16 protein-coding genes are annotated in these 13,161 nt (G+C 68.3%); 14 read left to right on the forward strand and 2 right to left on the reverse strand.

Annotated elements, in window-relative coordinates:
- From HLH34_RS13995 to HLH34_RS14020, 6 genes are all read left to right on the forward strand, one after another.
- A partial coding sequence (locus HLH34_RS13995) for a MotA/TolQ/ExbB proton channel family protein (RefSeq protein WP_183120203.1) occupies positions 1-861 on the forward strand: 861 nt, incomplete at its 5' end.
- A gap of 2 nt (positions 862-863) precedes the next feature.
- On the forward strand, positions 864-1,289 hold the full coding sequence (locus tag HLH34_RS14000; protein ID WP_183120204.1) for an ExbD/TolR family protein: 426 nt from the start codon (positions 864-866) through the stop codon (positions 1,287-1,289).
- 143 nt (positions 1,290-1,432) lie between these two features.
- Positions 1,433-1,867, forward strand: coding sequence for an ExbD/TolR family protein (locus HLH34_RS14005; RefSeq protein WP_182940648.1), 435 nt, complete (start codon positions 1,433-1,435; stop codon positions 1,865-1,867).
- Positions 1,868-1,913: 46 nt separating this feature from the next.
- Complete coding sequence (locus tag HLH34_RS14010) at positions 1,914-3,113, forward strand: tetratricopeptide repeat protein (RefSeq protein ID WP_183120278.1); 1,200 nt, start codon at positions 1,914-1,916, stop codon at positions 3,111-3,113.
- A 171-nt stretch (positions 3,114-3,284) separates the two neighbouring features.
- The gene (locus HLH34_RS14015; protein WP_183120205.1) at positions 3,285-4,058 is read left to right on the forward strand and encodes a response regulator; all 774 of its coding nucleotides are present in this window, start codon (positions 3,285-3,287) and stop codon (positions 4,056-4,058) included.
- Between the two features lie 5 nt (positions 4,059-4,063).
- On the forward strand, positions 4,064-5,476 hold the full coding sequence (locus HLH34_RS14020) for an ATP-binding protein (RefSeq protein ID WP_183120206.1): 1,413 nt from the start codon (positions 4,064-4,066) through the stop codon (positions 5,474-5,476).
- On the opposite strand, the gene HLH34_RS14025 is transcribed toward HLH34_RS14020, so the two are convergent.
- Complete coding sequence (locus HLH34_RS14025) at positions 5,434-6,408, reverse strand: YncE family protein (RefSeq protein WP_244959969.1); 975 nt, start codon at positions 6,406-6,408, stop codon at positions 5,434-5,436. The genes HLH34_RS14020 and HLH34_RS14025 overlap by 43 nt on opposite strands.
- A gap of 390 nt (positions 6,409-6,798) precedes the next feature.
- Between HLH34_RS14025 and HLH34_RS14030 the strand changes: the two genes are divergently transcribed.
- The 4 genes from HLH34_RS14030 to HLH34_RS14045 are packed head-to-tail and all read left to right on the forward strand — an operon-like array spanning position 6,799 to position 9,155.
- On the forward strand, positions 6,799-7,362 hold the full coding sequence (locus tag HLH34_RS14030) for a NifU family protein (protein ID WP_183120208.1): 564 nt from the start codon (positions 6,799-6,801) through the stop codon (positions 7,360-7,362).
- A gap of 20 nt (positions 7,363-7,382) precedes the next feature.
- The gene (locus tag HLH34_RS14035; protein WP_183120209.1) at positions 7,383-7,967 is read left to right on the forward strand and encodes a malonic semialdehyde reductase; all 585 of its coding nucleotides are present in this window, start codon (positions 7,383-7,385) and stop codon (positions 7,965-7,967) included.
- A gap of 10 nt (positions 7,968-7,977) precedes the next feature.
- A complete protein-coding gene (tsaB, locus tag HLH34_RS14040; RefSeq protein ID WP_183120210.1) occupies positions 7,978-8,661 on the forward strand; it encodes a tRNA (adenosine(37)-N6)-threonylcarbamoyltransferase complex dimerization subunit type 1 TsaB in 684 nt (227 codons plus the stop codon).
- 14 nt (positions 8,662-8,675) lie between these two features.
- Entirely contained in the window at positions 8,676-9,155 is a 480-nt protein-coding gene (locus tag HLH34_RS14045) for a GNAT family N-acetyltransferase (RefSeq protein ID WP_244959971.1), read from the forward strand.
- Here HLH34_RS14045 and HLH34_RS14050 read toward each other — a convergent pair.
- The gene (locus HLH34_RS14050) at positions 9,152-9,430 is read right to left on the reverse strand and encodes a sulfurtransferase TusA family protein (protein WP_183120212.1); all 279 of its coding nucleotides are present in this window, start codon (positions 9,428-9,430) and stop codon (positions 9,152-9,154) included. The genes HLH34_RS14045 and HLH34_RS14050 overlap by 4 nt on opposite strands.
- Before the next feature lie 90 nt (positions 9,431-9,520).
- On the opposite strand from HLH34_RS14050, the gene HLH34_RS14055 reads away from it, so the two are divergent.
- The 4 genes from HLH34_RS14055 to lnt all read left to right on the forward strand — a co-directional run bounded on the left by HLH34_RS14055 (position 9,521) and on the right by lnt (position 12,929).
- Complete coding sequence (locus HLH34_RS14055) at positions 9,521-9,925, forward strand: MucR family transcriptional regulator (protein ID WP_183120213.1); 405 nt, start codon at positions 9,521-9,523, stop codon at positions 9,923-9,925.
- Between the two features lie 112 nt (positions 9,926-10,037).
- Positions 10,038-10,511, forward strand: a complete 474-nt coding sequence (locus HLH34_RS14060; RefSeq protein WP_183120279.1) for a Fur family transcriptional regulator — start codon at positions 10,038-10,040, stop codon at positions 10,509-10,511.
- Positions 10,508-11,353 carry a GNAT family N-acetyltransferase gene (locus tag HLH34_RS14065; RefSeq protein WP_183120214.1) on the forward strand — a complete coding sequence of 282 codons (846 nt, stop codon included), beginning with the start codon at positions 10,508-10,510 and terminating at the stop codon, positions 11,351-11,353. The genes HLH34_RS14060 and HLH34_RS14065 overlap by 4 nt, the downstream gene beginning before the upstream one ends.
- Positions 11,354-11,447: 94 nt before the next feature.
- Positions 11,448-12,929, forward strand: coding sequence for an apolipoprotein N-acyltransferase (gene lnt, locus HLH34_RS14070; RefSeq protein WP_183120280.1), 1,482 nt, complete (start codon positions 11,448-11,450; stop codon positions 12,927-12,929).
- The last annotated feature ends 232 nt before the right edge of the window (positions 12,930-13,161 follow it).

Consider the following 13,161-nt stretch of genomic DNA (forward strand, 5'->3'; position numbering starts at 1 on the left):
CCCGACGCCGCGGCCCCCGCCGCCCCGGCCGCGCCCGCGCCGGATGGGTCCGCTCCGGCCCCGGCGCCCGATGCCGCCGCTCCGGCCCCGGCCGCCCCGCCGGTCGAAGACGCCGCCCCCGCCAAGCCGGTCGGCAACCCGTACGGCCTCGACGCCCTGTGGCGCAACGGCGACATCATCGCCCGTGGCGTTCTGCTGATCATGGTCGTGATGTCGCTGGGCACCTGGTACATCATGATCACCAAGTTCTTCGAGCAGGCGCGCATGTTCTCCGCCGCCAAGGAAGCGGCCAACACGTTCTGGACGAAGTCGTCCATCCAGGAAGGCGCCGCCGCCCTGAAGCCGTCCTCGCCGTTCCGCTATATCGCCGATACCGGCATCGTCGCCGCCGAACATCATGAAGGCACGATGCAGGAATCGATCGACCTGCACAGCTGGACGTCCATGTCGATCCAGCGCGCGGTTGACACCATCCAGAACCGCATGCAGGGCGGCCTGGCGTTCCTGGGCACCGTCGGCTCCACCTCGCCGTTCGTCGGTCTGTTCGGCACCGTCTGGGGCATCTATCACGCCCTGACCGCCATCGGCATCGCCGGCCAGGCGTCGATCGACAAGGTTGCCGGCCCGGTCGGTGAATCGCTGATCATGACCGCCATCGGTCTGGGCACCGCCGTTCCGGCCGTGCTGGGCTACAACCTGCTGGTTCGCCGCAACAAGGGCGCGATGGACAAGGTCCGCAACTTCGCCGCCGACCTGCAGTCGATCCTGCTGGGTGGCTTCCGTCATGGCGTGACGCCGGACATCGTGGTGCGTCCCGATAGCTCGCCGACCACCACGACGACCTCCAACCGGGTTGCCTGAACATGGCGATGCAAGTCGGAGGCGGCGGCGATGAAGACGAGGTGGTGTCCGCCATCAACACCACTCCGCTTGTCGACGTCATGCTGGTGCTGCTGATCATCTTCCTGATCACCATCCCAGTCGCGACGCATACCGTGAAGGTGAACCTGCCGCGGGACGCGAACCAGCCAACCCAGACCAAGCCCGGGAACGTGGTCCTGGCAGTGACGGAGAACGGACAGGTTTACTGGAACGAAGTGCCGATCAAGGGCCATGCCGATCTTCTGGATCGGCTGGAGAAGGTCGCCGTGATCAAGCCGCAGCCCCAGATCCAGGTCCGTGGTGACGCCAAGTCGCGTTACGAATCGGTGGGTCGGGTGGTTGCGACCTGCCAGGAGGCCGGGATCTACCACGTCGATTTCATTACAGAGCAGCCCCACTCCGACTGAACGACAGGGTGCCCGGTTCCGCTTTCCGGAGCCGGGGATTCCGGGCATCACATCTGGGCGCCAGCACCGGCGCCGCGTTCCGACCATCCGGTTGGACGGCGGCGCCGGTCCGCTGACCCGCGTTTTTTAGAGAGTACACCGCCATGGGCATGAATGTCGGCTCCGAAGGCACCACTGAAGACGAAGGCATGGTCGACATCAACACGACGCCGTTGATCGACGTCATGCTGGTGTTGCTGATCATGCTGATCATCACGATTCCGCTGCAGACCCATTCGGTCGCGCTGGATCTGCCGCAGGGCAATCCGCCGCCGTCGACCGAGGTGCCGAAGGTCGTGACGGTCGCCATCGATTTCGACAACAGCATCAGCTGGAATGGCGAACCGGTGGGCGACGAGGCCTCGCTGCAGGCGCATTTCACCGCCGCGGCCGCCGAACCCGACCAGCCCGAAATGCACATCCATCCGAACCGCCTGGCCGACTACAAGACCGTGGCGCATGTCCTTGCGGACGCCCAGAGGCTTGGCATCACCAAGCTGGGTATCGTAGGTCAGGATCAGTTCATGGAAGGACAATGAGCTGATGTCGTCCCGTCTGTTCCGCGCCGGTCTGTTTGCCGGCGCGATGGTTGCACTCCCTCTCTCGGTTTCCGCCGTTCGGCCCGCGCTTGCCGCGGATACGCTGTCCGTCAAGGTCGGCAAGCCGTTGCAGCAGGCCCAGTCCGCCCTCGCGGCGCACGATTACGCCAAGGCCATGAGCGCGGTGAACGCCGCCGCCGCCGTCCCCGGCAAGAGCGACTACGAGGATTATACCATCAACCAGATGCGCGCCGCCGTCGCGGCGCAGTCCGGCGACGTGGCGGCCGCCAGCGCGGCCTATGACAAGCTGATCGCATCCAGCCGCACGCCGCGCGACGCGAAGCTGCAGATGATGATGGCCCAGGCCACCATGGCCTACACGGCGAAGGATTATCCCCGCGCCGTAACGGGGATCGAACGCTACCTCAAGGCCGCCGGCAGCAACCCCGCCATGGAAACGCTGCTGATCCAGTCCTATTACCTGCAGCAGGATTTCAAGAACGCGGCCCGGGTCCAGCAGGCCCAGATCGACGCCGAACTCAAGGCGGGCAAGGTGCCGGCGGAATCCCAGTTCCAGCTTCTGGCGGCCTGTCAGACGCAGCTGAAGGACCAGTCGGGCCTGAACCACACGTACGTGCAACTGGTCAGCGCCTATCCCAAGCCGGAATACTGGGCCCTGATCATCCATGGGCTGATCGTCAATCCGCGCATTCCGCCCGGCCTGCAGCTCGACGTCTATCGCATCCGCCTGGGGGCGGGCGTTCTGACGGCGCCGGCCGATTTCATGGATATGACGGAACTGGCGATGCAGGCCGGCCTGCCGCAACTGGCGCTGGACCTGATGAATGCCGGATACGCCAACGGCGTGCTGGGCAAGGATGCCGGCGCGGCGCGCCAGGCACGGCTGAAGGCGCTGGTGGTGAAGACGGTGGCCGACAAGAAGGCCTCCATCGCCGCCGACGAGGCCGCGGCCCTCAAGGCACCCAGCGGCAACGACCTGCTGACCGTGGGCTACAATTACGTGACCTTCGGCCAGGCCGACAAGGGACTGGCGCTGATGCAGCAGGGCATCGCCAAGGGTCCGCTGGACGTGAATATCGCGAAACTGCATCTGGGCCTGGCCCAGGTGGCGGCCGGCCGCAATGCCGACGCGATCGCGACGCTGAAGACGGTGGATGGGGACAACGGCGCGCGGGATATCGCGCAGCTTTGGATCCTGAAGCTGACGACGGCCGCCAAGCACTGATACGCAGGCGCCGATACGGGGCTTCCCCGTTTCGGGCAGGCACGGCGCAAGGGCCGGGTGGAGCGATCCACCCGGCCCTTGTCGTGTACGGGTGATCCATTCCGCACGCCGCATTTTTGCGCTATCGTGGGTGCCCCATCAGTTTTGCAGAGTGTCGACGCCCCCGTGACAATGACCCAACTGCCCTCCGATGCCGATCTTCCCGCCCGCATTCTGGTCGTCGAGGACGATCCAGGCATGCGCACGCTGCTGGTCCGTGTGCTCCAGGGCGATGGCTACCGCGTGCGTGGGGTCCAGGACGGGCGCGAGATGTGGTCGGCGCTGGAGGCCTCGCCGGCCGACCTGATCGTCCTTGATGTGATGTTGCCAGGCACCAACGGCCTGGACCTCTGCCGCATGCTGCGGCGGGGCGGGTTCGGCGCCAACGGCGTGCCGACGCCCGACACCCAGACGCCGGTCATCATGGTCTCGGCCCGGGGCGAGGAACTGGATCGCGTCCTGGGGCTGGAACTGGGGGCCGACGATTACGTCGCCAAGCCGTTCGGCCAGAAGGAACTGCTGGCGCGGGTGCGCGCCGTCTTGCGGCGCGGCGTAGGGGGCACGACGACCGGCACCCCCGGCACGCCCCGGCGCGAGACCCTGAAATTCGCCGGCTGGACGCTGGATCTGCGTCGGCGTGAACTGACCGATCCTTCGGGGTCTGTGGTCGAAATTTCGGGGGCCGAGCATGATCTGCTGGCCAGTTTCCTCGATAATCCGCAGCGGGTGATCGGGCGCGACCGGCTGCTGGAACTGTCGCGGACCCGGCTGGGCGAGGTGTCCGATCGCAGCGTGGACGTGCTGGTCAGCCGTCTGCGGCGCAAGCTGGGGGAAGAATCGGATACGCTGATCCGTACTGTCCGGGGCCTGGGCTATATCTTCACGGCGCCGGTGGAACGCCTCTGACCGGCATGGCCGCGTTGGGATGGGGGGGCGGCGCGCAGCATCCGGCACGGCGGATCACGCTGTGGCCGCGCGGGCTGGTCGGGCGGGTGATGTTCGTGCTGCTGGCCGCCATCGCCCTGGTCTTCGTCGGCAGCTCGGTCTTTTTCGAGGAAGCCGAGACCTACACCGTCGACGACACCCAGTTGGAACAGATCGGCGAACGTCTGGCCATCGACGCGCGCGTGCTGGCGGCGACGCCGGTGTCGCAGCGGCCGATCCTGGCCGTCATGCTTTCGACCGGCGACCTGTCGATCGACTGGCGCGCGCCCGAGGCGGACCGGTCGCCCCGTCCTGCACCGCCCAGCCTGCGCGACCTGCATCGGCGTCTGGCCGGCACGCACGAAATCCTGCAGGGCAACGTGCTGGACCTGTCGCCGACCAGTATCGGTACAGCCGATATTCGCGGCATCCTGCGCCTGCCGGACGGCAGCCGCATCGGCTTCGTCGCGCCCGATATTCTGCAACCCCATCATATGACACGGGGCGTCGCCTCGGCAGCGGTGCTGGCCGGGGCGGTGCTGCTGGCCACGGGCATGCTGGTCCGCACCCTCAGCATGCCGCTGCGGGCCCTGGCCGACGTGGCGGACGGCGTCGGCTCGGGCCAGTGGATTCCGGTCGAGGAAAAGGGCCCGCGCGAGGTCCGGTACCTGGCCCGGGCGATCAACGCCATGCAGGACCGTATCCGCCGGCTGATCGCCGACCGGACCGAGGCCCTGGCCGCCGTGTCCCACGATCTGCGGACGCCGCTGGCGCGCCTGCGCCTGCGGGCGGGCTTTCTGGAGGATTCGGAACTGCAGGCCGCGATCGAGGGCGACGTCGCCGAGATGGAAGCCATGGTGGGCGGCGTCCTGGCCTACCTGTCCGGCGAAAACGATCCCGAACCGGCGCGCCCGGTCGACGTGGCGTCGATCCTGGCGACCCTGGCCGACGACGCGGCCGATCAGGGGCGCGACGTGCGCTACGACGGGCCGGGCCATGCGTCGGTGCGCGTCCGGCCGCTGGCGATGAAGCGGGTCTTCGGCAATCTGATCGACAATGCCGTCAACTATGGCGGGGCGGCGCGGATCGGGCTTGCGATGGATGCCGACTGGCTGCGCGTCCGGGTCGAGGACGATGGCCCTGGTCTGCCCGAGGCCGAATTGTCGCGGGTGACGACCCCGTTCTACCGGGTCGAGGGCTCACGCTCGCGCGCGACGGGCGGGCTGGGGCTGGGGCTGGCCATCGTCAGCCGCGAAGTCGCACGCGAAGGCGGGCAATTCGTCTTGCAGAATCGGCCCGAAGGCGGGTTGCGGGCCGAGATCGCCCTGCCGCGCCTGCCTGCCCAGGGCGTGGGTCATCAGGGCGTGGGCAAGGCAGGGCGGTCGGCCATCGACAAATGAAGAGTCGGCTCGTTGGTGTTCAGCCAGATGCCGTGCGGCGACCGGCCGGTGCGGATGGTGTCGACCACCTCGCCACTGGTCGGGTCGATGATCGCGACATGCTGCCGCCACCGCAGGGTGGCCCACATCTTGCCGTCCGGGGCGAAGACGATATCGTCCGGCCCGCCCGCCACGTGATAGGACTGCACGACGTTCAGGCTGTCCCAATCCAGCCGTTCGATGATGCCCGAAGCGCGGCAGGTCACGAACAGGCGCTTGTTGTCGGGTGACACGAACAGATTGTGCGGCCCGGGCGCCATCTCGATCTTGCGTTCGACGTGCCCGTCCGCCGGATCGACGACGGCGACGTAATTGGTGCCCATCACGCCCACCAGGATCTGGTCGTTGTGCCACAGCACGCCGGCGGGGGTGGACCCCACGTCGGAGGTCCAGAGCACCTTGCCGGTCGCGGTCTCGATCGCCGTCAGCTTCCCGCTGTCCTGCAGGCTGACATAGACGACCGAGGAATCGGGCGCATAATTCATATGGCTGGGCATCGCGTCGACATGCAGGCGATACAGCAGGTGATAGTCCGACGCGTCGTAGATATCGACCTGATTGCGGGCCAGGCCGGCGATGGTGAAATATTTGCCGTTCGGGCTGAATTGCAGCTGGTACGGGTCGGCCATCGGGATCTGCCGCACCCGCTCGCCCGTCACGGCGTCGAGGAAGAACAGCATGTTGCCCGACGTGTCGCCGACCAGCAGGTATTTGCCGTCCGGTGTCGGCGCCGTGTGATGCGGTTCGCGCAGTACCGACACCCGGCGCACCTGCTGGTGGCTGTCGATGTCGTACTCGTCGATGGTGGCGTCTGCGGAATTCAGCACGAAGGCCAGGCGCGCGGCGTGGGCGGGGCCGGCGGCCAGGATGGCCACGCCGGCACAGGCCGCCATCGGCCAACCGGTCCGGCGGGTGGGGTGGGACGGGCTTTGGTGTGGAGGGAAACGCATCGGCGGACAGTGCCTCGGAAACACGGAAACGATGGGGTGGGCACCCCGGTCTGGCGCGCATGCGCCGGTCGGACGACCGTCCATGCAAGGCCAGAGCGGGGCAGGATATGTCAACGTATATCACCTGCGTGCACGACATTTCGCCATGACATTTCTCAAACATTTGCCCGGATATTCGCATGGTCCACGCCCGCCTTCCGGACGCGGGCGGTCGGCTGGCTTGTCCCTCCCATGCAACGAAGGGGCTTGTTTCGGCCGGCTTCTTGGCACATCTGGACAATAACCGGACTGGTACAGTCCGCTTTCCCCTGACCAGGCTGGACGAGGCCCCCGATGTTCATCGAAACCGAAGACACCCCCAATCCCGCGACCCTGAAGTTCCTGCCGGGGCGCGAGGTCATGCCCGGCCGCACCACGGCGGACTTCATCAGCCCCGATTCGGTGGCCGGTCGGTCGAAGCTGGCCGACGCGGTCTTCAACCAGCCCGGCGTCGCCCGCATCTTCCTGGGCGGCGATTTCGTGGCCGTGACCAAGGATGACGCGGCCGACTGGGCGGTGCTGAAGCCGCAGATCCTGTCCATCTTGGTCGATTTCTTCGTCTCCGGCCTGCCGGCGGTCGAGGCCGATGCCGCGGTGGATGAGGAAGTCATTGCGCCGGAGGACGAGGAAATCGTTCGCCAGATCAAGGAACTGCTGGACACGCGGGTTCGCCCGGCGGTGGCGGGTGACGGCGGCGACATCGTGTTCCGGGGCTATCGTGACGGGATCGTGCGCCTGACGATGCAGGGCGCGTGCTCGGGTTGCCCGTCCTCGCGCGCGACATTGAAGCATGGCGTGGAGAACATGTTGCGCCATTATGTGCCCGAAGTGGTCTCGGTCGAGCAGGTGGACGCCTGACGGCAGAAGAGGAAGACAAGATGAGCCTGGACGAGGCGGGGCTGGACCTGCTGTTCCGCACGGCGCGCACGCCCCAGGCGTGGCGTGATACGCCGGTGTCGGACGACACGCTGCGGCAATTGTACGATCTGGTGCGGCTGGGCCCGACGTCGGGCAATTGCTCGCCCGCCCGGTTCGTGTTCCTGCGGACGGAGGATAATCGCGAACGGCTGCGCGCCGCCCTGTCCGACGGCAATGTGGACAAGGTGCTGTCCGCGCCGGTGACGGTCATCGTCGCCCATGACCCGCTGTTCTTCGACCGGCTGGGCGTGCTGAATCCCGAACCCGGCCTGCGCTCGTGGTTTGCTGCCGATGTCGGCCTGGCCGAGGAAACCGCCTTTCGCAACGGCACGCTGCAGGGCGGCTACCTGATCCTGGCGGCGCGGGCGCTGGGCCTGGACGTGCTGCCGATCTCGGGCTTCGATGCCTATGCGGTCGAAGATTCGTTCCTGGCCGGCCAGGGCTGGCGGGCCAATTTCCTGGTCAGCCTGGGCTATGCGGACGGGCCGCCGGCGTTGCCGCGCGCGCCGCGCCTGACCTTCGACGAAGCCTGCCTGCTGCTGTAGGCCCCCTGGAATGCGGATCCTCGTTCTCAACGGCGCCCCGGCGGGGGCTGCCGGGTCGGCCCTGCTGGCCTGCGTCACCGTGGCCGATGGCGAGGCGCGGCCGGTACGGGTGCTGGACCTGCCCGGCCGGGGCGGGGCCGAGGCGATGCCCGCCCGTTGCGCCGCCCTGCTGGCCGAATGCGGCTGGCGGCCCGACGCGCTGGATCTGATCGCGGCGGTGGTCGGGCCGGGGTCCTTCACCGGCCTGCGGGCGACGCTGGCGCTGGCGCACGGGCTGGCGCTGGGGACAGGGTGCCCGGTCGTCGGCGTGACGACGGGCGATGCCCTTGCCCCCACCCTGCGCGCCGAGGCCGGGGAGGGCCGCGCGGTGCTGTGCCTGTCGGCGGCACGTCGCGGACGTGTTTTCATCGAACAGGACGGCCAGGTCCGGGCCGCGGCGGTAGATAGCCTGCTGCTGCCGGACGGCCCGCTGCTGCTGGCCGGGGACGCCGCATCCGATATCCGGGCCGCACGGGGTGCCGGGCGGGACGATATCGCCCTGTCGCACTGGACGGTCCCGGACGCCGCGATGATCGCCGGCGCGGCTCTGGCCGCGCGCGCGGGCGGCACGCCGGTGCGCGAGGCGCTGCCGCTGTATGTCGATCCGCCCGAGGCCAAGTTGCCCGCCGCCGGCCTGCGTCCGGCCCCCCGCTGATGACCCCGCCCCGGTTGAGTCTGCCCCGGGTCGTCCTCGCCGGCCCGCAGGCCGGCGCCCTGCTGGCGGCGCTGCATGCCGAGGCCTTCCCGCCCGGCGAGCGCTGGGACGCCGCGGCGATGGAGGTGTTGCTGGCCATGCCCGGCACCTTCGCCGGCGTGGCGCGGTGCGGGGCGGAAGAAGCGGGGGCGGAGGTGCCGGGCGGCTTCGTCATAGGCCGGGTCGCGGCGGACGAGGCCGAAATCCTGACCCTTGCGGTAAGGGAAGGGGCGCGCCGCCAGGGGCTGGGCCACGCCCTGCTGGCCTGGCTGCGCACCGAGGCCGCGTCGCATGGCGCCCGCCGCCTGTTTCTGGAGGTCTCGGCGGGGAATGCGGCCGCCCGTGCCTTGTACCGGGCCGCCGGCTTCGCCGAGGCCGGACGCCGCCGGGCCTATTACGCCGACGGGTCGGATGCCTTTGTCCTGGCGGCGGCGCTGGACGACCCGGAACGTTAGCCTGGGCGCGGGGCAACGTCCCTTGCCGCCTTGACGATCAGGATCTCATGCACGTCGTCGCCGGCATCCGGCAGCCGCGTCACGCTGTGGCCCAGTTGCCGGGCGCTGCGCGTGACGTTGTCCAGCGGCACCGCCCCGCGCAGCCGCACGCGCAGCCGCCCTTCGGACGGCAGCCGGTCCAGGGCCAGGCGGGTCCGTACGAAGGTCATGGGGCAGACGTCGCCGGTGATGTCTATCGTAACGATATCCACGGCGCCCGGTTCAGTATCGATCATGTTGTGGTGTCTCCTGCCCGGATGCGGTTGCGGGCGCACCGGGTTCAATTATATACGGACGGGGTTTGTTTTACTGGCGGGATTGTGGTGATGGCCAACGAAACGGGTATTGGCGGTCTGCGGGAACTGACGGCGCAGATTGTCGCGGCCTATGTCTCGGGAAATGTACTGGAGGCATCGGCGGTGCCGGGCCTGATCCAGAAAACCTACGCGACGCTGGACAGCGTGGGGCGGGTGGCGCCCGAGCCGGAACGGCCCGTGCCGGCGGTGCCGGCCAAGAAATCGGTGTTCCCCGATTACATCGTTTGCCTGGAAGATGGCAAGAAGCTGAAAATGTTGAAGCGGCACCTGAAAACAGCCTATAACCTGACCCCGGACGAGTATCGGGAGCGGTGGGGCCTGCCGCACGACTATCCGATGGTTGCGCCGAACTACGCCAGCCATCGGTCATCCCTGGCGCGGAAAATCGGACTGGGCACGAAGCGCGAGGAATGAAGAAGAGTGGCCCGATGACGGCAAGGCCCTATCGAGGGGAGGCGATAGCTTCGTTGCACCATACGACTGATGTTCGGCCAGGCCCGCTCACATGGTAGCGGCCGGCGACGCAATGGAATCGCGCATCGGGCGCATGTGCATCGAGCGGGGCCTCAAGATGACGGGCCAGCGGCGCGTGATCGCACGCGTCCTGTCCGAGGCGGCGGACCATCCCGACGTGGAGGAACTGTACCGCCGCGCGGCCACCCTGGATTCCCGGATCTCGGTCGCGACCGTCTATCGCACTGTGCGCCTGCTGGAAGAAAAGGGAATCCTGGAACGCCGGGATTTCGGCGGCGGCCGCGCGCGCTACGAAGCGACCGAGGAAGGCGACCATTACCATCTGATCGACGTCGACACCGGCAAGGTCGTCGAATTCGAGGATGCCGAGCACGCCGCGCTGATGCACCGCATCGCCGAGCGCCTGGGCTTCGACCTGGTGTCCCACCGGCTGGAACTGTTCGCGCGCCGGAAGCCGGCGCCGGTCGCCGCCGACGACGGGGCCGGGCTGCAGGCGGCCGACAGCAAGAATGGACTACGGCGGTGAGCATCGAGAAATCGATCCAGTCCCTGTCGACGCTGGAACTCCAACGAAACGGCTTTCCCGAACTGCGGGGGGGCAACCTGGGCGTGCGTATCGCCGCCACCGAGGCCGAGCGCGACGCCGCCCAGGCCCTGCGCTATCGCGTGTTCTACGAGGAAATGGGCGCCCGCCCCGACGAACGCACCTTGCGTCTGCGCCGCGACGTTGATGCGTTCGACGAGGTCGCCGACCATCTTCTGGTGATCGACCATGCGATCTCGTCGGGGGCAAAGGGTGTGGTGGGCACCTACCGCCTGCTGCAGGGCGACATGGCTCAGAAGGTCGGTCGGTTCTATACGTCGGGCGAGTACGACATCTCGCCCCTGACCGACTTTCCCGGACGGCTGCTGGAAGTCGGGCGGTCCTGCGTCGATCCGCGCTATCGCGGGCGCGCGGCGATGCAGCTGCTGTGGCGGGGTATTGCCTCGTACATCTTCCTGCACCGGATCGACGTGCTGTTCGGCTGCGCCAGCCTGCCGGGGACCGACCCCGAACCGCTGGGCGACGAACTGACCTACCTGTATCACAATCACCTGGCGCCGCCGGCGCTGCGGCTGCGTGCGCTGCCCGACCGGCGGGTGGAAATGCTGCGGACCGATCCGCTCGGGCTCGATCACCGGCGCTGCCTGGCGCGCCTGCCGCCCCTCATCAAGGGCTATCTGCGGCTGGGCGGCTTCGTCGGGGACGGCGCGGTGGTGGACGACCAGTTCAACACCACCGACGTTGCGGTGATCGTCAAAAGCGAACTGCTGGCCGACAAATATTACCGCCATTACGAACGCCGGCTGCGTGACGCTCTCGACTAGGACCACCGCCGGCGGGTTCGTCTGTCCGCCCCTGTCCTGGGGCGGGGTGGCGGCACGCCTGGCCGACCGTCACGGCTGGCGGGCCGACCTGCTGATGCTGCTGGTGGGCGCGGTGGCGGCGCTGGCCTTTCCGCCGGTCGATCTGCTGCCCGTCCTGGCCCTGTGCTTCCCGCTGCTGATGCGGGCGATCGACCGCGCCGGGTCGTGGCGGGACGCCGCGCGGCGCGGCTTCATGTTCGGGCTGGGCCTGCATACGGCGGGGCTGTACTGGCTGACCGACGCGATCCTGGTCCGGGTGGACACCTTCTGGTGGCTGGTGCCGCTGGCGGCGCCGGGCTGCGCTCTGATCCTGGCGCCGATGGCCGCCGCCCCGGCCGCCCTGTGCCGTCTGGCGCCCGCCGGCTGGCGGCGCGGCCTGGCTCTCGCCGGGCTGTGGACCCTGTTCGACATGGCGCGGGTCTTCATCTTCAGCGGCTTTCCGTGGAATCCGCTGGGCAGCGGGTGGGAACTGCCCGGCCTGGTCGGCGACGTGATGATCCAACCCGCCGCCTGGGTGGGGGTGGACGGCCTGACCCTGGGCACGGTCCTGCTGGCGCTGCTGCCGCTGGCGGGGCGGCGGGGCGTGGCGCTGTCCCTCGGCGGGGTGCTGGCCTGGGCGATTCTGGGCGGGGCGTTGCTGGTGTTGCGGCCTCTTCCGGCGGGCCGTAATCCGGTGGTGGTGCTGGTGCAGGGCAACGTGCCGGAAACCCAGAAGATTTCGGGCGAAGACGATATCGCCATCTTCCGGCGCTACCTGGCCTTGACACGGCAGGGCGTTGCCCAGGCGCTGGCGGGCCCGGCGGCATCGGGCCGGCCGGTGGTGTTCGCCTGGCCCGAGAGCGCCTTTCCCGGCCTGTTGCAGGAAGACGATATGGCGCGGCAGATGATCGCGCGGGCCGGCGCCGGCGCGAGCGCCGGGGTGATCGGCAGCATGCGCCGCGACGAAAGCGACCGTTGGCGCAACAGCGTGATGGCGGTGGTCGAACCCGACGGCCGGCTGGCCGATCTCTACGACAAGGCGCATCTGGTGCCGTTCGGCGAATACCAGCCCGCTTTCCTGCCCTTCCACGTGGTGCCCGGCGACGGCATGGCCCCGGGGGTGGGACTGCGGACCTGGCATCTGCCCGGCGTGGCCCCCGTCGGTCCGCTGATTTGCTACGAAGTTATTTTTTCCGGTCAGGTCGTCGACCGGCACGATCGGCCGGACTGGCTGGTGAACGTCACCAATGACGGCTGGTACGGCAACACCGCCGGTCCCCGCCAGCATCTGGCCGCCGTCCGTATCCGCGCGGTCGAGGAAGGCATGCCCATCGCGCGCGCCGCCAACACCGGCATTTCCGCCGCCTTCGATGCCCATGGTCACGAAATCGTGCGTCTGGGATGGAACCGCGAGGGGGTGCTGGTCGTTCCTTTGACAGGCACACTGCCCGTAACGATCTTCGGCCTGTTCGGCCGTTGGGTTCCGTTCGGGCTGGCGATGGGCGCCATCCTGCTCGCAGCGCCATGGCGCGTGGGCGCCGCGCGCCGTCCACGCTAGAGCGTTTTGACGCGCATCTTCATCTGACCAGCGGCTTCCGTCCGACAGGATAGCGAGGCCGTGCCTGCGGCACGGCCCGGGGCCGAGGCTATTTTCCCTTGTATCGTATGACCCCACCGCGGCCGTGCCGGACGATCCGATCGTCCGCGCAGAATTCTGCCATATTTTCCTGCTATCCTGATATGTGTGAGAGCGCCTCGCAATTGCGGGGCGCGCCGGGCGATGCATCAAG

The sequence above is a fragment of the Gluconacetobacter azotocaptans genome, from assembly GCF_014174355.1.
GTDB classification, from domain to species: Bacteria; Pseudomonadota; Alphaproteobacteria; order Acetobacterales; family Acetobacteraceae; genus Gluconacetobacter; species Gluconacetobacter azotocaptans.

Coding starts and splice junctions, on each gene's coding strand:
- HLH34_RS14010 (WP_183120278.1), top strand. CDS start 1,914: ATGGTTGCACTCCCTCTCTCGGTTTCCGCCGTTCGGCCCGCGCTTGCC.
- HLH34_RS14005 (WP_182940648.1), top strand. CDS start 1,433: ATGGGCATGAATGTCGGCTCCGAAGGCACCACTGAAGACGAAGGCATG.
- tsaB (WP_183120210.1), top strand. CDS start 7,978: ATGCGGATCCTCGTTCTCAACGGCGCCCCGGCGGGGGCTGCCGGGTCG.
- HLH34_RS14025 (WP_244959969.1), bottom strand. CDS start 6,408: ATGGCGGCCTGTGCCGGCGTGGCCATCCTGGCCGCCGGCCCCGCCCAC.
- HLH34_RS14055 (WP_183120213.1), top strand. CDS start 9,521: ATGGCCAACGAAACGGGTATTGGCGGTCTGCGGGAACTGACGGCGCAG.
- HLH34_RS14015 (WP_183120205.1), top strand. CDS start 3,285: ATGACCCAACTGCCCTCCGATGCCGATCTTCCCGCCCGCATTCTGGTC.
- lnt (WP_183120280.1), top strand. CDS start 11,448: ATGCTGCTGGTGGGCGCGGTGGCGGCGCTGGCCTTTCCGCCGGTCGAT.
- HLH34_RS14030 (WP_183120208.1), top strand. CDS start 6,799: ATGTTCATCGAAACCGAAGACACCCCCAATCCCGCGACCCTGAAGTTC.
- HLH34_RS14035 (WP_183120209.1), top strand. CDS start 7,383: ATGAGCCTGGACGAGGCGGGGCTGGACCTGCTGTTCCGCACGGCGCGC.
- HLH34_RS14060 (WP_183120279.1), top strand. CDS start 10,038: ATGGAATCGCGCATCGGGCGCATGTGCATCGAGCGGGGCCTCAAGATG.
- HLH34_RS14020 (WP_183120206.1), top strand. CDS start 4,064: ATGGCCGCGTTGGGATGGGGGGGCGGCGCGCAGCATCCGGCACGGCGG.
- HLH34_RS14050 (WP_183120212.1), bottom strand. CDS start 9,430: ATGATCGATACTGAACCGGGCGCCGTGGATATCGTTACGATAGACATC.
- HLH34_RS14000 (WP_183120204.1), top strand. CDS start 864: ATGGCGATGCAAGTCGGAGGCGGCGGCGATGAAGACGAGGTGGTGTCC.